Genomic DNA, 18769 nt, shown 5'->3' with positions numbered 1-18769 from the left:
CGGAGGTCTCTCCGGTTTTCAAGAGGAAACGGAGAGGCCTCCGCTAAGCTGCTCCGCATGACCGCCCCCACCGAGCGCGCCGACGCCGCCCGCAACCGCATCCGCATCCTCGACGCCGCTCGGCGCCTGCTCGCGGCGGACGGCTTCGCCGAACTGTCGCTGGACGCGGTCGCCAAGGAGGCCGGAGTCGGGGTCGGCACGGTCTACCGGCGCTTCCAGCACCGACCGGGGCTGGTCTACGCGCTGATCGAGGACAACGAGGCCCGCTTCCAGGCGTCGTTCGCGCGGTACTGCGCGACGGACGGGGCGCCCTCGGCGCGCGACCGGCTGCGCGCCTTCCTGCACGGCATGGCGGACCTCGTCGAGGACAACCGGGAACTGCTGCTCCTGGCAGAGGCGAGCGCCCCGGCTGGGCGCTACCGCAGCGCCCCGTTCCGCCGCCACCACGAGCAGATCCTCGGCATGGTCGCGGAGCTCGCCCCCGGCGTGGACGCCGCCTACCTGGCGGATCTGCTCCTCATGCCCTACACGCCGGGCCTGTTCGACTTCCAGCGCACCGAACGCGGCTGGGACGTGGCCCGCATCAAGCGCGGCCTGGACACGCTGATCGCCGGCATCGGGGCGACCGCGGAACGCTGACCCGTCCCGCCGATGAGCCCGGCGGCCATTGTCAGTGCCCCACGAGAGGATCACTCTCATGACGACACTTACCGCCGCCCAGGCGCTGTCCAGCACGTCCGGCACGTCCGGCCCCGCCGCCCTGACCGGCCGCAGCGAGTACGAGGCCGCGCTCCGGCGCCTGCGCGAGGCCTCGCAGGCGTACTACGGCGACGGTGACAGCGCCATGGACGACGCCTCGTACGACCGGCTCCGGCTGGCCCTCCTGGCCTGGGAGACGGAGAACCCCGCCGAGGTCGCGCCCGGCTCCCCCACCACCCTGGTCGCCGACGGGGCGGCGCCGGCCGGCGATGTCGCGCACACCACCCGCCTGTTGAGCCTGGACAACGTCTTCGACGCCGAGGGCCTGGTGGCGTGGGGCGCCTCCGTCGAGCGGCGGCTGGGGCGCGCCCCGGCCGGCGGGTACACCGTCGAGCCCAAGATCGACGGCGCGGCGGTGGCCGCCCGCTACCGCGGCGGCCGCCTCGTGCGGATCGTCACCCGCGGCGACGGCAGTCAGGGCGAGGACATCAGCCACGTCATAGGCCAGATCGACGGCCTCCCCGAGCGGTTGGCCGGGGAGGCCACCGTCGAGGTGCGCGGCGAGGTGGCCTTCACCCAGGAGCAGTTCGAGGTGGCGAACGCGGTCCGGGTCGCCCACGGCGCACCGGTCTTCGCCAACCCCCGCAACGGCACGGCGGGCACACTGCGGGCGAAGGACCGGCCGTACCGGCTCCGGATGACGTTCTGGGCCTACGGCGCGGTGGAGCTGGAGGGCGTACCTTTCCTGCCCGCCGGGGCCACGCAGGCCGAGGCCCTGGCCGCCGTGGCCGCGGCCGGGGTGCGGACGACCGCGGCCGCCGGCGCCGGACTCCACATCGTCGACGACCTCGCCGGGGCGCAGCAGGCAGTCGACGTGATGGCGGCGATGCGCGCGGAACTGCCCGTCGGCATCGACGGCGTGGTCATCAAGCTGAACGACACGGCCGAGCAGGAGGCCATCGGCTCCGGTACGCGGTTCCCGTACTGGGCCATCGCGGTCAAGCTGCCCGCGGTCGAGCGGCAGACGGTCCTGGAGGACGTGGTGTGGGAGGTCGGCCGCACCGGCGTCCTGGCCCCGACCGCGGTGCTCGCCCCGGTCGAGATCGACGGCTCCACCGTCACCCGGGCCACGCTGCACAACCCCGCGGACATCCGCCGCCGCGACCTCCACATCGGTGACACGGTGACGGTGTACAAGGCCGGCGACATCATCCCGCGCGTCCAGGCGGCCGTGGCCCTGCTCCGACCGGCCGGGGCGAAGCCGGTACCGCTGCCCGAGGCGTGCCCCCGCTGCGGTGGCGAGATCAACACCGCTCAGGAGCGGTGGCGGTGCGCGAAGGGCACCTCGTGCGCGCTCCCGGCGCTGATCGAGTACGCCGCCGGGCGCGAGATGCTCGACATAGACGGCCTCGGGAAGACGTATGTGGCGGCCCTGGTCGATTCCGGGGACGTCACCGACGTCGCCGACCTCTTCACCCTCACCCTGGAGCAGCTCACCGCGGCGTCCGGCAGCTCCAGGCGGGCCGCCAAGCTCGCCGAGCAGATCGAGGCGGCCAAGGCCCGCCCGCTGAGCCGCGTCTTCTGCGCCCTGGGGGTGCTCGGCACCGGGCGCAGCATGTCCCGTCGTATCGCGCGGCACTTCGTCACGATGGAGGCGATCCGCCGGGCCGACGCGGCCGAGATGCAGGACGTGGAGGGCATCGGCCCGGAGAAGGCCCCGGTCATCGTCGAGCAGGTCGCCGCCCTGGCCCCCGTCATCGACAAGCTGATCGCGGCGGGCGTCACCCTGCACGAGCCCGAGACTTCCGCGACGGCGTCCGCCGGGGGCCCGCTGGACGGCAAGGTCGTCGTGGTCACCGGCAAGATGGCCGGGCCTCTGGAGGGCTTCGGCCGGACCGAGATGAACGCCCTGATCGAGAAGGCGGGCGGGCGCGCGGGCAGCGGCGTCAGTGCCCGGACGTCCGTCCTCGTCTGCGCGCCGTCCGCGAGCGGCAAGCCGAGCTCGAAGGCGGTCAAGGCCGCCGAGCTCGGTGTCGAGGTCCTCACGCCGGAGGCCTTCGCCGAGCTGGTCGCCGACTACCTGCCCTGACCCCGGGCATCGTCCGGGGCCTCCCATGGCCGCGCGCTCGCCGGCGGGAAGGCCAGGCCCGTCGGCGTGTTCAGCCCGGTGAAGGGAAGCGTGACCTGCCCGCCGCCCGTTTCCCGTAGGCGCACCACCCGGTTGTTGAACCCGTCGGCCACGTAGAGGCTGCCGGAGCCGTCGAGCGCCAGCCCCAGCGGGTCACTGAGACCGGTGGTGGGCACCGTGCTCTGGCCGCCGCCGCCCGCGGGCACCTTCACCACGCGGTTGTTACCGCTGTCGGCGATGTAGAGGTCCCCGGCCGCGTTCAGCGCCAGCCCGGTCGGCTGGGAGAGGCCGACGGTGGGCACGGTGGACTGGCCGCTCCCGTCGGCTGCCACCTTGACGACCCGGTCGTTGACGAAGTCGGAGACGTACAGGTCCCCGTCGGGCTCCAGCGCCAGCCCCCAGGGGTGCAGCAGCCCGGTGGTGGGGACGGTCGTCTGGCCCCCGCCGGCCGCGGAGACCTTCACCACGCGGTCGTTGAAGCTGTCGGCGATGTAGAGGTCCCCGGTGCGGCCGACGGCGAGCCCCAGCGGACGCGACAGGCCGACGGTGGGCACAACGGACTGCTCCCCGCCGTCCGGGGGCAGGACGACCACCCGGTTGTTGCCGGTATCGGAGACGTAGAGCCGCCCCGCGGCGTCCCAGGCCATACCGGTCGGCCGCACGAGGCCGTCGAACGGGACGGTCGTCTGGTCGCCGCCGTCGGAGGGCAGGGCGACCACGCGGTTGTTGCCGTAGTCGGACACGTACAGCGGCGGGCCGCCGACGGGTGACCGGGGGTCACCGGACTGCGCCGCGCCCGCGGCTCCCACGGGGAGCGCGGCCAGCAACAGCAGCCCCGCCGCCAGCGCCTGCCACCGGGCCCGCCGCCCGCGCTTCGTTCGACCGGCGCCGGCCGGGGTACCGAGCGTGCCCGGCCTGGCCGTCATGCGTTCCACGACTTACCCACCTGATCTGAACCGGCGGGCCCGCTGCCGCGCCTGCGCCGACCCTAGGAAGCCGCCCCGGCCGCCCCGGTAGACACGCCACCGACCCGCCCCCGCGCCACTCCAATGCCCCACGCCCGGGTGCGGCCGCACACGTGGACGCCCGGCGCCACGGGCTTCGCCGGCCGGCGGCGGAACCTCAGGCACCGGGCGTCAGGGAGCCGCACCCCGGAGCACACCGGGAAACGAACTTCGGAGCCCGCCTAGATCCTCGGGGGCTCGTCCTTCGGCTTGTCGGAGCCGAGCTGCTCGTTGATCTTCTGCTGAGCCGTGTCCACCTGGCTCTGGTACTTGTTCCCGGTCTTCGCGTCGAACGCGTCGCCAGCCTTCTCGGTCCCCTGCTGGACCTGGTCCTCGTGCCCCTTGAGGAGGCCTTTGAGCTTGTCGAGCATCGACATGGCGGAACTCCTTTCAGATGCTGCTATATCCCCCATGATCTCCGAATCCGGGCGAGCCAGCACCTCAGGCGGGGCAGCCGCGGTCAGACGTGCGTGCTCCGGGCGAGGACGTGGCTCAGGCTCTTGACCATCTCCGTCGCCATCACCGCCTGCCCCGAGGCGGCGAAGTGGATGCGGTCCTCGCTCAGCAGGCCGTCCCGGGCGTTGACGGGGTGGTCCCACATGTCGACCACGACGGCCCCGTACTCGGCGGCCAGTCCCCGGGTGAGGTCGTTGCACCGGGCCACCCGCGCGCTCCAATCCGGGAAGACGGGAACGACGTACGCCTTGCCGAGAGTGAACGTCGTCAGCAGGGCATCGCTTTCCGATGCCAGCTCGTACATGCGCCGCAGCCGCTGCCCGATCTCGGCGAAGTCCGGCTCGCGCCGCAGGAGGTCGTTGGCGCCGCACGGCAGGTGGAGGAGGTCGGGTTCGAATTCCAGCGCGCGCCCGATCTGACTGTCGAGGGTCCGCGCGGTCGTCGCTCCGTCCTCGGCCGTGCTCAGGTACTCCAGATCCGGACGCACGGCGCGCAGGACGTCCGCGAGTCTGTCGGACCACCCCCGGTGCCGGTAGCCGGGGCTGGGGCCCCCGGTGCCCGCGGACAGGCTGTCGCCGATCACGGCGAACCGGCGCCACGGGGCGGCGAACAGCAGGGCCGCGGCATCCAGCGGCGGCAGGCAGAAAGGGTCGGAATCCTCGGTGAGGGGCGTCATGGCATCCATGAAGAGCAACAATACGGTCGACCGTACGTAGAAACAAGGGCTGTACGATCGGCCGTATGGACAGTGCGAAGGATCCGGAGATCACGGACAAGCGCCTCCTGCGCGGCGCCCGTACGCGCGGGATCGTGCTCCGCCAGGCCGTCGACGTCGCCTCGCTGGACGGTCTCGGCAACGTGAGCTTCGGCCGGCTCGCCCTCGATACCGGGCTCAGCAAGGCGGGGATCCAGACCCTGTTCAAGACGAAGGAGAACCTGCAGCTCGCGGCCGTCGAGTTCGCGCGCGGGATGTTCGTCGACGCCGTCGTCCGCCCGGCCGCCACGGCGCCCCACGGCGCCGCCCGGCTGCGCGCGCTCCTCGACCACTGGACCGTGTACGCCGAGACCCCGCTCTTCGCCGGCGGGTGCTTCCGCGTCGCGAACCTCGCGGAGTTCGACAGCCACCCCGGTCCGGTCCGCGACGCCCTCTTCCGCGACCAGGAGGAGTGGCGCGCCTGCCTCGCGACCGAGTTGCGGCACGCGCTGGACACCGGTGAGATCGCCGCGCTGGACGTGGAACTCGCCGTCTTCCAGATCGACGCCCTGCTGTGCGCCGCGAACACGGCCCTGCAGGCGGGAGACACCGGCGCGACGGGCAAGGCGCGCCGCGCCATCGAGGGCCTGCTCGGCGATCGATGAGCCCGGTGCATGTTTGTCACCGCATCCATCGCCGTACAGGATGCGTCCATGGAGCTCCAGCAGATGCGTTACGTGGTCGCCGTCGCCGAGACGAACAGCTTTACCCGGGCCGCCGAGCGGTGTCTTGTCGTCCAGTCCGCCCTCAGTCACCAGATAGCGCGCCTGGAACGGGAGCTGGGCGCGCGGCTGTTCGAGCGCACCAGCCGCCGGGTGCGGCTGACCTCGGCCGGTGCGGCGTTCCTGCCCGCCGCCCGTCAGTGCCTGGACGCGGCGGAGCGTGCGGCCGCCGAGGTGGCGGCGGCGGTCGGTGAGGTGCGCGGCCGCCTCGCCGTGGGCCTGATCCCCTCCGTCGCCGCGGTCGACATCCCGGGCGCCCTGCGCGAGTTCCACGAGCAGTACCCGTCCGTGCGCGTCAGCCTGCGCGTGGGCGCGAGCGACGAACTCGTCGAGCAGGTCAGACAAGGGGCCATCGAGGTGGCCTTCCTGGATCTACCCACCACGGCCCGCCCCGAGGGGGTGGAGGCCCGGGAACTCGCCCGTGACTGCCTGGTCGCCGTGGTCGCGCCGGACCACCCCCTCGCCGGTGAACCGGCGGTCGACCTCGGCCGGCTCTCCCGCGAGGTGTTCGTGGACCTGCCGGCCCAGACCGCCGGGCGGGCCCAGTCCGACCAGGCCTTCACCGACGCCGGCTTCAGCCGCGACGTCGCCTTCGAGGTGACCAACACGGACTATCTGTCCCGGCTGGTGGCCCAGGGCCTCGGCGTCGCCCTGCTCCCCTCCACTTACGTGCACCAGCTCACCGGCGTACGGACCATCGAGGTCACCGACGCGCCCGTCCGGGTCGAGTACGTCGTCTGGAGCCGCGCCGACCGCACGCCCGCGGCGGCCGCCTTCCTCGCCGTCCTCGACATACCGGCGCAGTCCCCGCCCGTCACGGACTGACCCCGGTACGGCCGTCAGCGGCGCGAGCCGGACGTGGGCCAGCGGCGGATCGCGCCCCGGGCCGGGTCGAGTGCGAGGAGATGGCCCGCGAGCGCGTCGTGGTGGGTGGGGACGAAACCGGGGACCGAGCCGGTGCGGGCGCCTGCGACCGGGTCCCAGATGTCCAGACCGTCCGCGCCGGCGGAGAACAGCAGACCGTCCGCGCTGAAGAAGGCGCCCTCGGGACCTCCGAACGTGGCCACCTCGACCGGGTTCCGGTGACCCCACTGGTCGGTTTCGACGCGGCTGACGTCGAAGACGCGGGCGCCGGGGACGATCTCCTCCTCGTCCTCGCCGAGGCCACCGATCACGATGCGGTCCTCGTCGAACCATGCCATGGGCCGGTTCCAGTAGTACTCGCACGGGGGCAGCGCCGCCCAGCCGTTGCCGGTCCTCCAGGCCCCTTCGCCCTCGGTCAGCCATTGGCCGAGGTTCCAGGCGACGGGCCGGCCGGCGGGGTGCCAGCACCAGGCGTCCGACGCGATCCGGGTGCCGCCGGGGCTCAGGTGCAGGGCGCCCTGGAAGTACCCGGACCAGTCGGTGCTCTCCTCTTCGACCGGCATGGCGGCCAGGACCTCGCCCGTCGCGGGGTCGACGGCCTCGATGAGGCTCCACTGCCTGCGGTGCAGCAGCACGTTCCGTCCGTCGTGCTCGGTGAAGGCGAGCGAGAACGGGACGGTGTCGCTGTGGTACCCGTCGTTCTCCAGGGTGAGGGTCACCGCGCCCGAGGAGAGGTCGTACACCTCGCCGTGGCGGCCGTAGTCGATGACGACGGCGGCGAACGCGCCGTCCCGGGAAGCGTGCAGACGGCGCGTCTGCTCGCGCCCGCACCACGGCTCGCTGCCGTCGGGCACGGTCACCGAACCGCGGGCCAGTTCCCGGCAGGTCCGCGCCCCGGTCTCCCAGAGCAGGATCCGGCCCTCCTCGCTCAGCAGCAACAGACCGCCGCGCGTCGGCGCCACGTCGATGACGCGGCCCGCGCCCGACGGCAGGTCCGTCGTCTCGACCTCGCCGCCCACGGGACGGGGCGCCTCCAGCGTCTCCGGCAGACCCACGACGCCCGCGGGAGCTCCCTCGGCGGCGTCGAAGCACTCCTCGCACACCGGCGAGGCGGTCACGGTCTCCTCGTTCCGGCACGGACCGCATATCCGGTACCGCTCCACTCCCTCGCCCACGTAGTAGGTGTGGTGGTCGAGCGGCGACCCGGTCGCCGTCGCCGCCCGGAGGTGCTCGCACAGGGGTAGTCCGTAGGCGGGGGCGTCGTGGCCGCAGATGAGGGGCATGGTCGTAGAACTCCTCGTGGAGGGGGCAGGGTTGTCGCGGTCGCTCCATACTGCTGGTCAGGGAGCTGCCCGGGCTGCGGAAACTGCGTAGCTACCGCGTCTGGGGTGCCGGTATCGTCCGGTTTCCCGACCCGCCACACCAGCGGCTCACGTACAGAGAGCGATGCACATGACCAGCCGGCGAGCAACGACGATCCTGTGGCGCCCCACCGGCCCCAAGGAGCTGGATCTGGTCCGGGAGCTGAACTGGCGTGCATGGCCGCCCCGGCTGCCCGAGCAGCCGATCTTCTACCCGGTCCTCAACGAGGACTACGCGATCAGGATCGCCCGGGACTGGAACGTGAAGCACGACGGCGCGGGCTTCGTCACTCGTTTCGAGGTCGAGACGGAGTTCTTGAGCCGGTATCCCGTCCAGCAGGCCGGCGGGCAGACGATCCTCGAACTCTGGGTTCCGGCCGAGGAGCTGGACGAGTTCAACGCCCACATCGTCGGCGAGATCCAGGTGGTCCACGAGTTCCGCTGAGGCGGTAGCCCCGTTCAGAGGGCTGAGTCCACCGTGCTGCGGCGCCGGGGCGGTCTTCAGCTGAGGGAATCGCGCGTGGCGGACGCCATGGTGGTGGAGACGAGCAGGCTGCTGGCGATCATGAAGACGAGGGTGATCGTCGCCGGGATGGTGCCCGGGGCATCGGGGCGGGGGCCGAGGCGGGGTGGGACGCGGGCGTCCGGGTCGCGGGTTGTCCGTACGGACTCGCCGATCTGGGGGGCGTGGGCGCCCCCCAGCTGGAGGCGGGCGGCGGCGCCGGTCGGGAAGGTCACGTCGATGGCCGTGACCTCGTCGTCGACCCCGGCGAACGGGTCCGAGGTGCGGATCCACCCCGTCACCACGGCCTGTTCGGTGACGCCCCGGTCGTGCATCGCCTGGTCGTCCCGCATGTCGACCCGGAGGTAGACGAGCAGCATCCAGGACAGGTTCAGGACCAGCACGGCCAGCGCCGGGCCCGCGCCGGCGTTCTTGGCGGCCCACCAGAACCCCACGCCGTGGAGCACCACGACGGCGATGAGGAGCAGCGCCGCCCATGGGCTGGGGCGCCCCTCCCAGACGGTGCGCGCGGCGAGGTACATCCCTGCCGGGACACCCAGCAGTACCGCACCCGCCGCGACGAAGCCCGCGCCGCTCGACGCCATGAGCCCCCTGCCCCCATAGACGTGTCGTGGTGCACCCCTACCCCGCCGGGGCAGGGGGGAAGCGTCAGTGTTCGAGGAGCCAGGCGGTCAGGGCGCGTACCGCGCCGGATACGGCTCCGGCGGCGATCCGGCCGAGCAGGGTGAGGGCGTGCTCGCGGTCGGTCCGGTCGGCTGGGCGGAGCTTGCGGGGCGTGCGGGGCATGTCGGCTCCCTGGGGTCCGTACCGGCCACTGGTGCGGCCGGCGCTGGCTCCATGGAGCGCTTTCCGGAGGGTTTCCGGCGAACGGGACCGGACGGGGCCGCCTCCAACTAGCCTGGCGGGAAGGGGTATTACGGGTTTTCCGGGAGCCTTGCCGACCGGAAGTCCACGCTCGGCGAGGTGGGGAGACGGCGATGACGACGGTGCCGGGACGGCACGCGAACCGGTTGTGGTCGGAGCTGAAGGCGGTGCACGTGGCCGCCGGGAAGCCGACCCTGAGCCGGCTGGTCGCGGTCGCCGGCGAGCAGAGGCCCCCGCTGACGGTGTCCGACGCGACGGTCAGCGACTGGCTGGGCGGGAAGAGCCTGCCCGGCAAGGGCAACACCCGGCTCTTCCTGGTGCTGGTGCGATTCCTGGGCAGTGAGGCGGCGAAGAAGAAGGGCACGACGTACGCCGCCCCCTCGCAGGCGCAGTGGAGCCAGCTGCTGCGACTGGCCCGCGAGGAGCGGGCGTTCATGCCACCCGCCCCTTCCAAGCCGTCCGCCCGTACCGGGCCCGTGACGCTGCCGCCGCTGACGGGCGGGTTCACCGGCCGGGCCGGGGAGCTGCGCGACATCCTCGGCCGGCTCGACCCGGCAGCGCACAGCCCCCGGCCCGCCGGGGCGTCCGAGGGCGCCCCGGCGACGGTCGTCGTCTCGGCGGTGATGGGCATGGGCGGGGTCGGCAAGACCGCGCTCGCCCTGCGGGCCGCCCACCAGGCCCGGCAGCGCGGCTGGTTCCCCGGCGGGGTCCTCTTCGCGAACCTCTACGGCTACAGCCCCCACCGGGAGCGGACCCCGGGCGAGGTCGTGGACCAGTTCCTCGGTGCGCTGGGCGTACGGAGCGCGGACATCCCGGTGACGCTCCAGGGCAAGCTGGACACCTGGCGCATCACCCTGGACCACCTGGCGGCCGAGGACCTTCCGCTGCTCGTGGTGCTGGACAACGTCCGGAGCGCCGGAGAGGTCGCGGCGCTGCTTCCGCAGCCCCCGCACCGCGGGCTGGTGACCTCCCGGCAGTCCCTCGCCCTGCTGCAGGCGCACCGCGTGGACGTGCCTCCCCTCACACCGCCGGAGGCCGTGGACCTCATCGGGCAGGTGCTGGACGCCGGCGGGGTCCGCGACGGCCGGGTCGCCGCGGAGCCCGGGGCGGCGGCGCGGCTCGCGCAGCTGTGCGGGTGTCTGCCCCTGGCCCTGGAGATCATCGCGGCCCTGCTGCGCGAGGAACCCGGCCGGAGCCTGGAGAGCCAGGCCGAGGAGCTGACCGCCGCCCGGACCAGGCTGGGCCTCATCGAGATCGAGGAGACCGACGCGGAGAGCCGCCCCATGGCGGTACGGGCCTCCTTCGAGCTCTCGTACCGGCATCTGACGGAGCCCCAGGCCACCGCGTTCCGGCTGCTGGCCGCCGCTCCGGGGCCGGACATCTCCACCACCGCCGCCGCGGCTCTGCTCGGGACTGCCGGCAGCCGGCGGCTGCTGGCCGAGTTGTCCCGCGCGCACCTCCTGACGGGGGCGGACGAGCGCTGGTCGATGCACGACCTCATCCGCCTGTACGCGGCGGAGCAGTCCGACGCGCACGCGGACGCCGACGGGCGCGACGCCGCCCTCACCCGGCTGCTGGAGCACTACGTGACCACCGCGGCGCAGGCCGACACCCATCTGATCAGCAGGCCCGGCAACCGCTCCCCCCGCTTCGACGGGCGCCGCCAGGCCCTGCGTTGGCTCGACGGGGAACGGGCGAACCTGGTGGCCTCCGCCACCGCGGCGCCGCGGCTCGGCCACCCGGCCGTCGCCTTCTCCCTGGCCTTCTCGCTCGCCCGCTACCTCGAACACCGCCGCCGCTTCGACGAGTGGATCACCCTGAGCACCCTCGCCCGCGACATCGGCCGTGCGAACGGAGACCGTTCCGGCGAGGGCACGGCGCTCGTCAACCTCGGTTTCGCCCTGGGGTACTTGCGGGCGTTCGACGGGGCCGTCGCCGCACACACCGAGGCCGCCGGGATCTTCCGGCAGCTGGGCGACCGGGGTGGTGAGGCACTGGCGGTGAACCGCCTCGGCATCGCCTTGCAGGAGGCGGGCCGGGCCGAGGAGGCCATCGACGCCTTCCACCGGGCCGCCGGGGTCCTCGAACTCCTCCGCCACGATCCGCACCTGGCGGCCTCGATCGCCGGCAACCTCGGCGTGGCGCTACGGCAGGCGGGCCGGTACGAGGAGGCCGTCGGCGCCCACAGCCGTGCCGCTGAGCTCTTCCACCGGATCGACGACCAGCGGGAAGAGGGGTCGGCCCTCACCGGGCTCGGCGCCGCCCTGCAGTGCGCGGGCAGGTACGAGGAGGCCATCGAGGCCCACATCCGGGCCGCCCGGATCCACGCGCGCCTCGACGATCCGGCGCGCGAGGCCTCGGCCCTGGCCAACCTCGGCGGCGCCTGGCAGTTGTCGGGCCGTACGGAGAAGGCGGTCGCCCCCCACACCCGGGCAGCCGGAGTCTTCCGCGAACTCGGCGACGGGTACCGGGAGGCCTCGGTCCTGACCAACCTCGGGGACACGCTCCACCAGACGGGCCGGACCGAGGAGTCCGTCGCCGCCTACGCGCGGGCCGCAGCCCTGTTCCGGGAGGCCGGCTCCGGACCGTACGAGGCGAGGGCCGTCAACAGCCTCGGGGAGGCCCTGCTGGAGCTCGGCGAATACGGCGAGGCCGTCGATGCCTTGACCCGCGCCGCCGAGCTCCACGGCGGGCTCGGTGACCACGAGCTCGAAGGCTCGGCCCTGCTGCGGCTGGGCGCCGCCCTGGAGGCTCTGGACCTGCCGGACGAGGCCGCGACCGGCTACGCGCGGGCGGCCACCGCGTTCGAGCTGGCCGGCAGCTCCGGCACCGGCTGGGCGCTGGCCGACCTCACGGCCGCGCTGGTGCGGGCCGACCGGGCGGAGGAGGCACTCCCGGCGGCGGAGTCCGCGGTGGAGCACAACCGGCGCGCCGCAGCGGAAGACCCCGCCGGGCACTCCGGCGTCCTGGCCCGGTCCCTCCTACTTCTCGTGATGCTGCGCGTGGAGCTGCGCCAAGACCTCCCCGGGGGTCTCACGGCCGCGCAGGAGGCGGCCGAGCTCTTCACCCCGCTGGCCGTGGCGCGGCCCGAGGTGCACGCCGCGTCCCTGCGGCTGGCGCTGGAGCAGTGGGCGGGCGTACTGGACCTGCTGAACCGGACGCGGGAGGCGGAGGAGGTACGCCGCCGGCTGGCGGAGGCGGGCCTCGACCAGGCCTGAGCCGGGGGCGTACGGGGCGGTCGTACGGGGGCGGTCGTCGCGGTCAGTCTCCGGCGGGCCGGGGCGGCCCCTGTACGAGGGAGCGCGCGGCGGCGTATTCGGCGCGGGACGCCTGCTCGTCCAGGTCCAGGTACCCGTACGCGTCGTCACCGACCGGGATCCGCAAGGGCGTGGGGGCGTCGGCCGAGACGATGTCGAGGACGCGCGCCGCGAAGTCCTCGGGGCGGCCGGTCCCGGGGTTGTCGGCCAGGCCTCGGGCGCCTTCGAGCATCTCCCGGTTGATCCCGTCGTAGGCGGGTACCCGGTGGCGCGCCTCGGCCATGGAGGTGCCGTAGCGGGTGGCGAACATGCCCGGTTCGAGCACGGTGACGCGGATGCCGTGCGGAGCGGCCTCCACCGCCAGGGCCTGGCTCATGCCTTCGAGGGCGTGCTTCCCGGCGACGTAGGCGGCGAGGCCCGGGAAGGCCATCCTGCCGACGATCGAGGAAACGTTGACGATGTGGCCGTGCCCTTGGGCCCGCATCAGCGGCAGGACGAGGCGGGTGAGCCGCCAGGGCCCCACGAGCAGGGTCTCCAGCTGGTCGCGCAGCTCGGCGTCCGAGACCTCCTCGACCGCGCCGAACAGGCCGACGGCGGCGTTGTTGACGAGGACGTCGATGCCGCCGAGGCGGTCGGCCGCGGTGCGGACGGCCTCCTCGCAGGAGGCGGCGTCGCGCAGTTCGAGCGGGACCGGGATGATGCGGCCGGGCCAGGCGGCGGCCAGTTCCTCCAGGTCGGCGGTCTTGCGTGCGGTGACCGCGAGTTCGTCCCCGGCCCGGGCGGCGGCGGTGGCCAGCGCGTGCCCGAGGCCGGAGGAGCATCCCGTGACCAGCCAGCGTCGTCCCATCGTTCCCCCTTGATGACAGTGATGCGCGTGATGACCGTGGTGGTGGGTGGTGGCGGCAGTTCATCGTCGGGGCGGTTCCGGCCCTCGGCCATCCCTCCGGCGGGGGCGTGCGGAGGCGCGGGGGCGCACGTCCGGGCGCGGTTCCGGCGACGCCGCAGGTCAGGTCAAGGGGTGTAGCGGCCGCTCTTCACGCTCTTCCAGACGCCGCCCGTTACCGCGTGCACCGTGAGCTCGCGGTTGGTCGTGTCCCCGTACTGGTCGAAGGCGACCCGCCCGGTGATGCCGTCGAACGCCAGCCCTGCCACGGCCTTGGGCATCTTGGCCCGGGCGTTCAGGGGCAGGGTGCCCCCGTTGGCCGCGGTGAGGGCCTTCACCGCCTCGATGACGGCCCAGGTGGCGTCGTACGCGTACGCGCCGTACGAACCGGCCTGCTCCGGGTACGCCGCCGCCTGGTACTGCGAGAGGAAGGTCGGGCCGCCGGGCAGGTCCTCGGCGGGCGCTCCGATGCCGGTGGCCAGATCGCCCTCGGCCTTGTCGTTGGTGGTGATGAACTGCGCGTCGAAGACGCCGTCGCCGCCCATGAAGGTGACGTTCACGCCCGCCTGCTTGAGCTGCTTCGAGAGCGGCGCCGCGGTGGTGTAGTAGCCGCCGAAGTACACGGCGTCCGCGCCCGAGGCCCGGACCCGGGCGGCGAGGGTGGCGAAGTCGCCGCCGGTGGGGGCGACGTGGTCCGCGCCGACGATGCTCCCGCCGAGCTTGCTGAACTCGTTCCTGAAGCCGGTGGTGAGGCCGGTGCCGTAGTCGCTGCTGTCGTCGATGACGAAGAGCTTGGTCTTCTTGGCCTCGCCGTGGAGGTAGCGGGCGGCGAACGGTCCCTGGTCCGCGTCCGTGGCGACGGTACGGAAGTAGGTCTGGTACGGGCGGGACTTGGCGCCCTTGACCCAGTCGGGACCGTACGTCAGGGCGGGGTTGGTGTTGGCGGGCGAGACATTGACCAGGTTCGCCTGCTCGAACGGCCTCAGCATCGCCGCCGCGACGCTGGAGTTGAGGGGGCCGACCACGCCGAGCACCTTGTCGTCGGCGATGAGCTGGGTGGCGTTCTCCTGGCCCTTGCCGGCCTGGGCCTGGTCGTCCAGGGCCTTGATCTCGAAGTTCACGCCGGGCACGTGCCGGGTCCGGTTGGCGTTCCTGACGGCGAGGTCGGCGGAGTTCTTGATGCCGGCGCCGAAGACGGACAGGTCGCCGCTGAGCGGTGCGTCCACACCGATCACCACCGTGACCGAGGGCGCCGCGGAGCCGCCCTTGTCGTCGGGCGAGTCGTCGCCGCTCAGGGTCCAGGTCAGGACGCCGGCGACGGCGAGCGTGGCCAGTGCCACGGCCAGTACCGTGGACCGCCGGGTCAGGGCGCCGCGCCGGGCGGTCGCCACCTCGCCGCTCCCCCGGTGCTCCACCTCGCCGAGCGAGCCGGGTTCCTCGGCCGTGGGCGTCGGAGGAACCGGCTCCGGTTCCGGCTCCGCCGGGGCGGGGCCGGCCTCGGTCACCGCTTCCGGTACGGGAACGGGCGCGGGAGCGGGCTCCGGTACGGGAACGGGCTCCGGTACGGGAACGGGCGCGGGCTCCGGTGCCCGGACGGGCCGGGGCGGAACCCCCTCGGCGGTCGGCGCCCCCGCCCCGGTGCCCCGCAGGACCGACTCCAGGAGTGCGGCGGCCTCGGCGGCGTTCGCGCGCAGTGCCGGGTCCTTGGTGAGGAGCGCGTCCAGTACGGGGGCCAGCGCACCGGCCTGGGTCGGCGGCCGGTGGGGGCGGGTGAACACGGCGATGGCGAGCGCGTGGAGCCCCTCGGCGTCGAACGGCGGACGCCCCTCGACGGCGTGGTAGAGGGTGGCGCCGAGGGCCCAGAGGTCGTTGGCCGGTGTCGGGCGCTTGCCCTCCAGCTGCTCCGGCGGCATGTACTGCGGGGTGCCGATGACCATGCCGCTGTGGCTGAGCTTGGTGGTGACGTCCGCGAGGTGGGCGATGCCGAAGTCGGTGAGGACGACGCGGTCCTTGCTCAGGAGCACGTTGTCCGGCTTGATGTCGCGGTGGACGATCCGCGCCTCGTGGGCTTCGGCGAGCGCGTCGAGCATGGCGGAGCCGATCTCGGCCACCCGCCGCACGGGCAGTCGGCCCTGTTCGCGGATCGCCGCCGCGAGGGACTGCCCGCGGATGAACTCCATGACGATGACGGGGGCGCCGTTGTGCTCCACGATGTCGTGGACGGTGATGATCCCGGGGTGGCTGAGGGTGACCGCCGCGCGGGCCTCGCCGGTGAAGCGCCGGAGCAGCGTCACGCGGTCGGCTTCCTCCAGCCCCGGAGGGAAGAGGATCTCCTTGATGGCGACCTCGCGCCCGAAGAGCTGCTGGTCGAGGCCCCTCCAGACCCGGCCCATGCCGCCCTGGCCGATCCGTTCGACCAACTGGTAGCGGCCGGCGATGAGTTCGGGGTTCTCCTGTGTCACTCGTCACACTCTAGGACCTGTTCGGCCCGATCATGTGACGATCCCGGACATGCCCGTGGGCCCCGGCGAGAGGGGGCGGACTCACGCGGGGTCGGCCCCGTGGACACTGCGCCGCTGGACCCGGAGCCTCGCGGCCCTCTGATGCCGCTCTCCCGAGGGGACGCCACCCGCCCCGCACACCCCCCGTCCCACCCGCCCCGCCCCGTACCGGGCAAACTACCTGTTGCCGGGCCGGGGCCGTTGCATGCGAACGACCTCGCCCGCAAGCCCGCCCAGCGCCGCGCCAAGCCCTTCACCTACCGCCTCGTGCGCACCGAATCCACCGCCGCCGCGCCCGAATCCGGCTGAGCCCGCCGTCACGCACCGCCCCTGGCCGGCGCCAATTCCATGGCGGGTCCGGGCCCTGGCGGGTGATCATGGCAGGCATGACCGATCAACCCGAGCGATGGACCCAGGCGACCACCTACCCCGACATGTGGGCGGACCCGGCCGACGACCCCCGCGACCGCGAGGGCGTCAGCCCCGACGGCGAGCTCGCCACGCTCCAGGGCTTCCTGACGGACTACCGCATGACCCTGCGGATGAAGTGTGAGGGTCTGGACGCGGAGCAGCTGGCCCGCCGGTCGGTTCCGCCGTCGACCATGTCGCTGCTCGGCCTGGTGCGGCACCTCGTCGAGGTGGAGCGGGACTGGCACAACTGGATCGGCGACGGCGATCCGCTGCCGAAGCTGTACGGAGCGCGGGACGCCGACTTCGACGGAGTCGTCGCCGAGCAGGCGGCGGTCGACGCCGCGTTCGCGGATCTGGCGCGCGAGCAGGCCGCGACCGACGCCGCGCTGGCCAAGCACCCGGATCTGGGCGAGCGTCTGGGGAAGGACGGGATCGCGGTCCGGGAGCTGATGGTGCACCGGATCGAGGAGTACGCCCGTCACTGCGGGCACGCCGACCTGCTGCGCGAGTGCGTAGACGGCAGGGTGGGCCAGTGACCCGGCCCGTCCCCGTGCGGCGTCACGCCCCGCCGGGAGGGCGTGCGCGATCGGGTCCGGGTATGGCCGATTTCCTGCCCTGACCGGTCCGCGCCCCTACCGTGGACGGACGAGGCCGCCGACGCGCGCGACGAGGCGCGGCGCGGCCGGAGTGAGCGAGGGGGCGCGGCATGTCCACGTGGAACGGCATCGGAACCAAGTACCTCGGCTTCAGCCGGCGGCAGCCGGACGGCAGTCATCACGCGACCGAGTGGTTCGTGATCAGCTACATGCCGGTCGTCCCGCTGCGCCGGTACCGGCTGGTGGTGGGGACCACGGAGTACACCCCGGGCGCGGTGGGCGGCAGTACGTCGACCACCGCCTACCGCGTCCTGGGGCGTTCGCCGGTCCGCGTGCTCGACGTCCTCGCCACCTACCTGGCCTGGTGGATCGTCGGCCCCGCCCTGGTGCTGGGCCCGTTCTTCCTGATGGCCCGGGCCGCCCCGGACTTCGGCCGGGGGTCGGGGTTCTGGAGCGGAGTGATCGTCATCGGCGGGCTGGTCTGGATCGTGGGCCTGCCCCTGCTGCTCGTCTCCCGGTCCCGCCGGTGGCGCGACCTGCCGTGAGTGACCGGCGGGGCGGGGCGGGGCGGAGCCGGGCGTCAGCGGCCCTGGAGGGTTTTGACGTTGTTGCCGAAGGTCCAGTTCCTCGCGCCGTCCCAGTTGACCGACCAGGTCATCAGACCCTTCAGACCGCCCGCGTAGCGGTTCCAGGCCTGCGCGACCAGGGCGGGGGTCATGTGGCCGCCGCCCGCGCCGGGCTGGGCGGGCAGGCCGGGGACCTGCTTGTCGTACGGGACCCGGATGGTGGTGCCCTGGATGACGAGGCCCTGGTTCAGGCAGTCCGTCTGCGCGGTGAAGCCCTGGACCGTACCCGCCGCGTAGGAGTCGCCGGAGCAGCCGTACATGCTGCCGTTGTAGTACTGCATGTTCAGCCACCACAGGCGCCCGTTGTCCGCGTACTTCTTGATGACCGGCAGGTACGCGCCCCAGATCGAGCCGTACGTGACGCTGCCGCCGGTGACGTAGGCGGTCTCCGGGGCCATCGTCAGGCCGAAGCCCGCCGGCATCTGGGCGAGGATGCCGTCGATGATGCGGATCAGGTTGGTCTGCGAGAGCGAGAGGCGGGTGATGGTTCCGCTGCCGACGAGTCCGGTCTCGATGTCGATGTCGATGCCGTCGAAGTTGTACTTCTTCAGGATCGGTACGAGGGTCGCCACGAACCGGTCGGCGACCGCCGCCGAGTTGAGGTCGATGCCGGCGGCCGCGCCGCCGATGGACATCAGGATCGTCGCCCCGGCCGCCTTGGCCTGGCACATCTCGGCCGGGGTCGCGACCTTGACGGTGGCGTCCATGCCGTCCTGCCACAGGGCGGTGCCGTCGGAGAGGATGACGGGGAAGGCCGCGTTGATGACGTTGTAGCCGTGGTCCCGGATGCGGCTGTCGGTGATCGGGGTCCAGCCGAAGGGCGGGTGCACGCCGGCCGCGGCGCCGTCCCAGTTCTCCCAATACCCCTGGAGCACCTTGCCGGTGGGCCTCGGCTTGACGGGGCAGGTGTCGGCCGCGGGCGCCTGCGGCGCGGTGGCCGCCCCGGCCGGCGGCTGGAGGGTGAGGGCCAGGGCGAGGGCGAGGCCGGCTGTGGCGACGCGTAAGACGTGACGTAGGACCATGCGGGGCTCCTGGGCGGTGGGTGTGGGGGGCCTGGAACGGGCTGCGCCGCACCTCACGCTAGGAAGGTCCAGACCAATCGTCAAGACATGCGGTACCT

General features: G+C 73.2%; 17 protein-coding genes. 8 read left to right on the top strand and 9 right to left on the bottom strand.

Annotation, left to right across the window (positions count from 1 at the left end; genetic code table 11):
- Nucleotides 1-57 precede the first annotated feature (57 nt).
- Nucleotides 58-639, top strand: coding sequence for a TetR/AcrR family transcriptional regulator (locus tag IE248_RS34410; protein ID WP_190032765.1), 582 nt, complete (start codon nucleotides 58-60; stop codon nucleotides 637-639).
- Between the two features lie 58 nt (nucleotides 640-697).
- Nucleotides 698-2788 (top strand): NAD-dependent DNA ligase LigA, encoded by a 2091-nt coding sequence (gene ligA / locus IE248_RS34405; protein ID WP_190032764.1) that lies wholly within the window; start codon nucleotides 698-700, stop codon nucleotides 2786-2788.
- Here the strand turns inward: ligA and IE248_RS34400 are convergent.
- The 3 genes from IE248_RS34400 to IE248_RS34390 form a co-directional block, all read right to left on the bottom strand.
- Nucleotides 2776-3753 (bottom strand): virginiamycin B lyase family protein, encoded by a 978-nt coding sequence (locus IE248_RS34400; RefSeq protein WP_308438206.1) that lies wholly within the window; start codon nucleotides 3751-3753, stop codon nucleotides 2776-2778. The genes ligA and IE248_RS34400 overlap by 13 nt on opposite strands.
- A 260-nt stretch (nucleotides 3754-4013) precedes the next feature.
- Nucleotides 4014-4208 (bottom strand): antitoxin, encoded by a 195-nt coding sequence (locus tag IE248_RS34395; RefSeq protein WP_190032762.1) that lies wholly within the window; start codon nucleotides 4206-4208, stop codon nucleotides 4014-4016.
- A gap of 83 nt (nucleotides 4209-4291) precedes the next feature.
- Complete coding sequence (locus tag IE248_RS34390) at nucleotides 4292-4972, bottom strand: SGNH/GDSL hydrolase family protein (RefSeq protein ID WP_190032761.1); 681 nt, start codon at nucleotides 4970-4972, stop codon at nucleotides 4292-4294.
- A gap of 56 nt (nucleotides 4973-5028) precedes the next feature.
- On the opposite strand from IE248_RS34390, the gene IE248_RS34385 reads away from it, so the two are divergent.
- Together IE248_RS34385 and IE248_RS34380 are read left to right on the top strand one after the other, a co-directional pair.
- Nucleotides 5029-5646, top strand: coding sequence for a TetR/AcrR family transcriptional regulator (locus IE248_RS34385; protein WP_073794319.1), 618 nt, complete (start codon nucleotides 5029-5031; stop codon nucleotides 5644-5646).
- A 48-nt stretch (nucleotides 5647-5694) separates the two neighbouring features.
- A complete protein-coding gene (locus IE248_RS34380) occupies nucleotides 5695-6588 on the top strand; it encodes a LysR family transcriptional regulator (protein WP_229895739.1) in 894 nt (297 codons plus the stop codon).
- Between the two features lie 14 nt (nucleotides 6589-6602).
- On the opposite strand, the gene IE248_RS34375 is transcribed toward IE248_RS34380, so the two are convergent.
- On the bottom strand, nucleotides 6603-7910 hold the full coding sequence (locus IE248_RS34375) for a hypothetical protein (RefSeq protein ID WP_190032759.1): 1308 nt from the start codon (nucleotides 7908-7910) through the stop codon (nucleotides 6603-6605).
- A 169-nt stretch (nucleotides 7911-8079) separates the two neighbouring features.
- Between IE248_RS34375 and IE248_RS34370 the strand changes: the two genes are divergently transcribed.
- Nucleotides 8080-8433 (top strand): hypothetical protein, encoded by a 354-nt coding sequence (locus IE248_RS34370; protein ID WP_073794514.1) that lies wholly within the window; start codon nucleotides 8080-8082, stop codon nucleotides 8431-8433.
- Nucleotides 8434-8489: 56 nt separating this feature from the next.
- On the opposite strand, the gene IE248_RS34365 is transcribed toward IE248_RS34370, so the two are convergent.
- Both IE248_RS34365 and IE248_RS34360 read right to left on the bottom strand, forming a co-directional pair.
- Nucleotides 8490-9095: a hypothetical protein gene (locus tag IE248_RS34365; RefSeq protein WP_190032757.1), complete on the bottom strand. Its 606-nt coding sequence runs from the start codon at nucleotides 9093-9095 to the stop codon at nucleotides 8490-8492.
- 64 nt (nucleotides 9096-9159) lie between these two features.
- Complete coding sequence (locus tag IE248_RS34360; RefSeq protein WP_190032756.1) at nucleotides 9160-9297, bottom strand: hypothetical protein; 138 nt, start codon at nucleotides 9295-9297, stop codon at nucleotides 9160-9162.
- Nucleotides 9298-9488: 191 nt separating this feature from the next.
- Here IE248_RS34360 and IE248_RS34355 point away from each other — a divergent pair, with 191 nt between their 5' ends.
- Nucleotides 9489-12593 carry an ATP-binding protein gene (locus IE248_RS34355; protein WP_190032755.1) on the top strand — a complete coding sequence of 1035 codons (3105 nt, stop codon included), beginning with the start codon at nucleotides 9489-9491 and terminating at the stop codon, nucleotides 12591-12593.
- Between the two features lie 43 nt (nucleotides 12594-12636).
- Here the strand turns inward: IE248_RS34355 and IE248_RS34350 are convergent, their stop codons facing one another.
- Both IE248_RS34350 and IE248_RS34345 read right to left on the bottom strand, forming a co-directional pair.
- Nucleotides 12637-13479, bottom strand: a complete 843-nt coding sequence (locus tag IE248_RS34350) for an SDR family oxidoreductase (protein WP_190032754.1) — start codon at nucleotides 13477-13479, stop codon at nucleotides 12637-12639.
- Nucleotides 13480-13643: 164 nt separating this feature from the next.
- Nucleotides 13644-15977: a bifunctional serine/threonine-protein kinase/ABC transporter substrate-binding protein gene (locus IE248_RS34345; protein WP_190032753.1), complete on the bottom strand. Its 2334-nt coding sequence runs from the start codon at nucleotides 15975-15977 to the stop codon at nucleotides 13644-13646.
- A gap of 425 nt (nucleotides 15978-16402) precedes the next feature.
- Between IE248_RS34345 and IE248_RS34340 the strand changes: the two genes are divergently transcribed.
- Together IE248_RS34340 and IE248_RS34335 are read left to right on the top strand one after the other, a co-directional pair.
- Nucleotides 16403-16963 carry a DinB family protein gene (locus tag IE248_RS34340; protein WP_100581697.1) on the top strand — a complete coding sequence of 187 codons (561 nt, stop codon included), beginning with the start codon at nucleotides 16403-16405 and terminating at the stop codon, nucleotides 16961-16963.
- Nucleotides 16964-17133: 170 nt separating this feature from the next.
- A complete protein-coding gene (locus IE248_RS34335) occupies nucleotides 17134-17568 on the top strand; it encodes a hypothetical protein (RefSeq protein ID WP_073780323.1) in 435 nt (144 codons plus the stop codon).
- Nucleotides 17569-17603: 35 nt separating this feature from the next.
- Here the strand turns inward: IE248_RS34335 and IE248_RS34330 are convergent, their stop codons facing one another.
- Nucleotides 17604-18671, bottom strand: a complete 1068-nt coding sequence (locus IE248_RS34330; RefSeq protein ID WP_190032752.1) for a chitinase — start codon at nucleotides 18669-18671, stop codon at nucleotides 17604-17606.
- Nucleotides 18672-18769 lie beyond the last annotated feature (98 nt).

The organism is Streptomyces goshikiensis (assembly GCF_014650555.1).
Classification (GTDB): Bacteria; Actinomycetota; Actinomycetes; order Streptomycetales; family Streptomycetaceae; genus Streptomyces; species Streptomyces goshikiensis.
The sequence above is the reverse complement of the archived record's forward strand: the minus strand, read 5'-3'. Positions and strand labels throughout refer to the sequence as shown.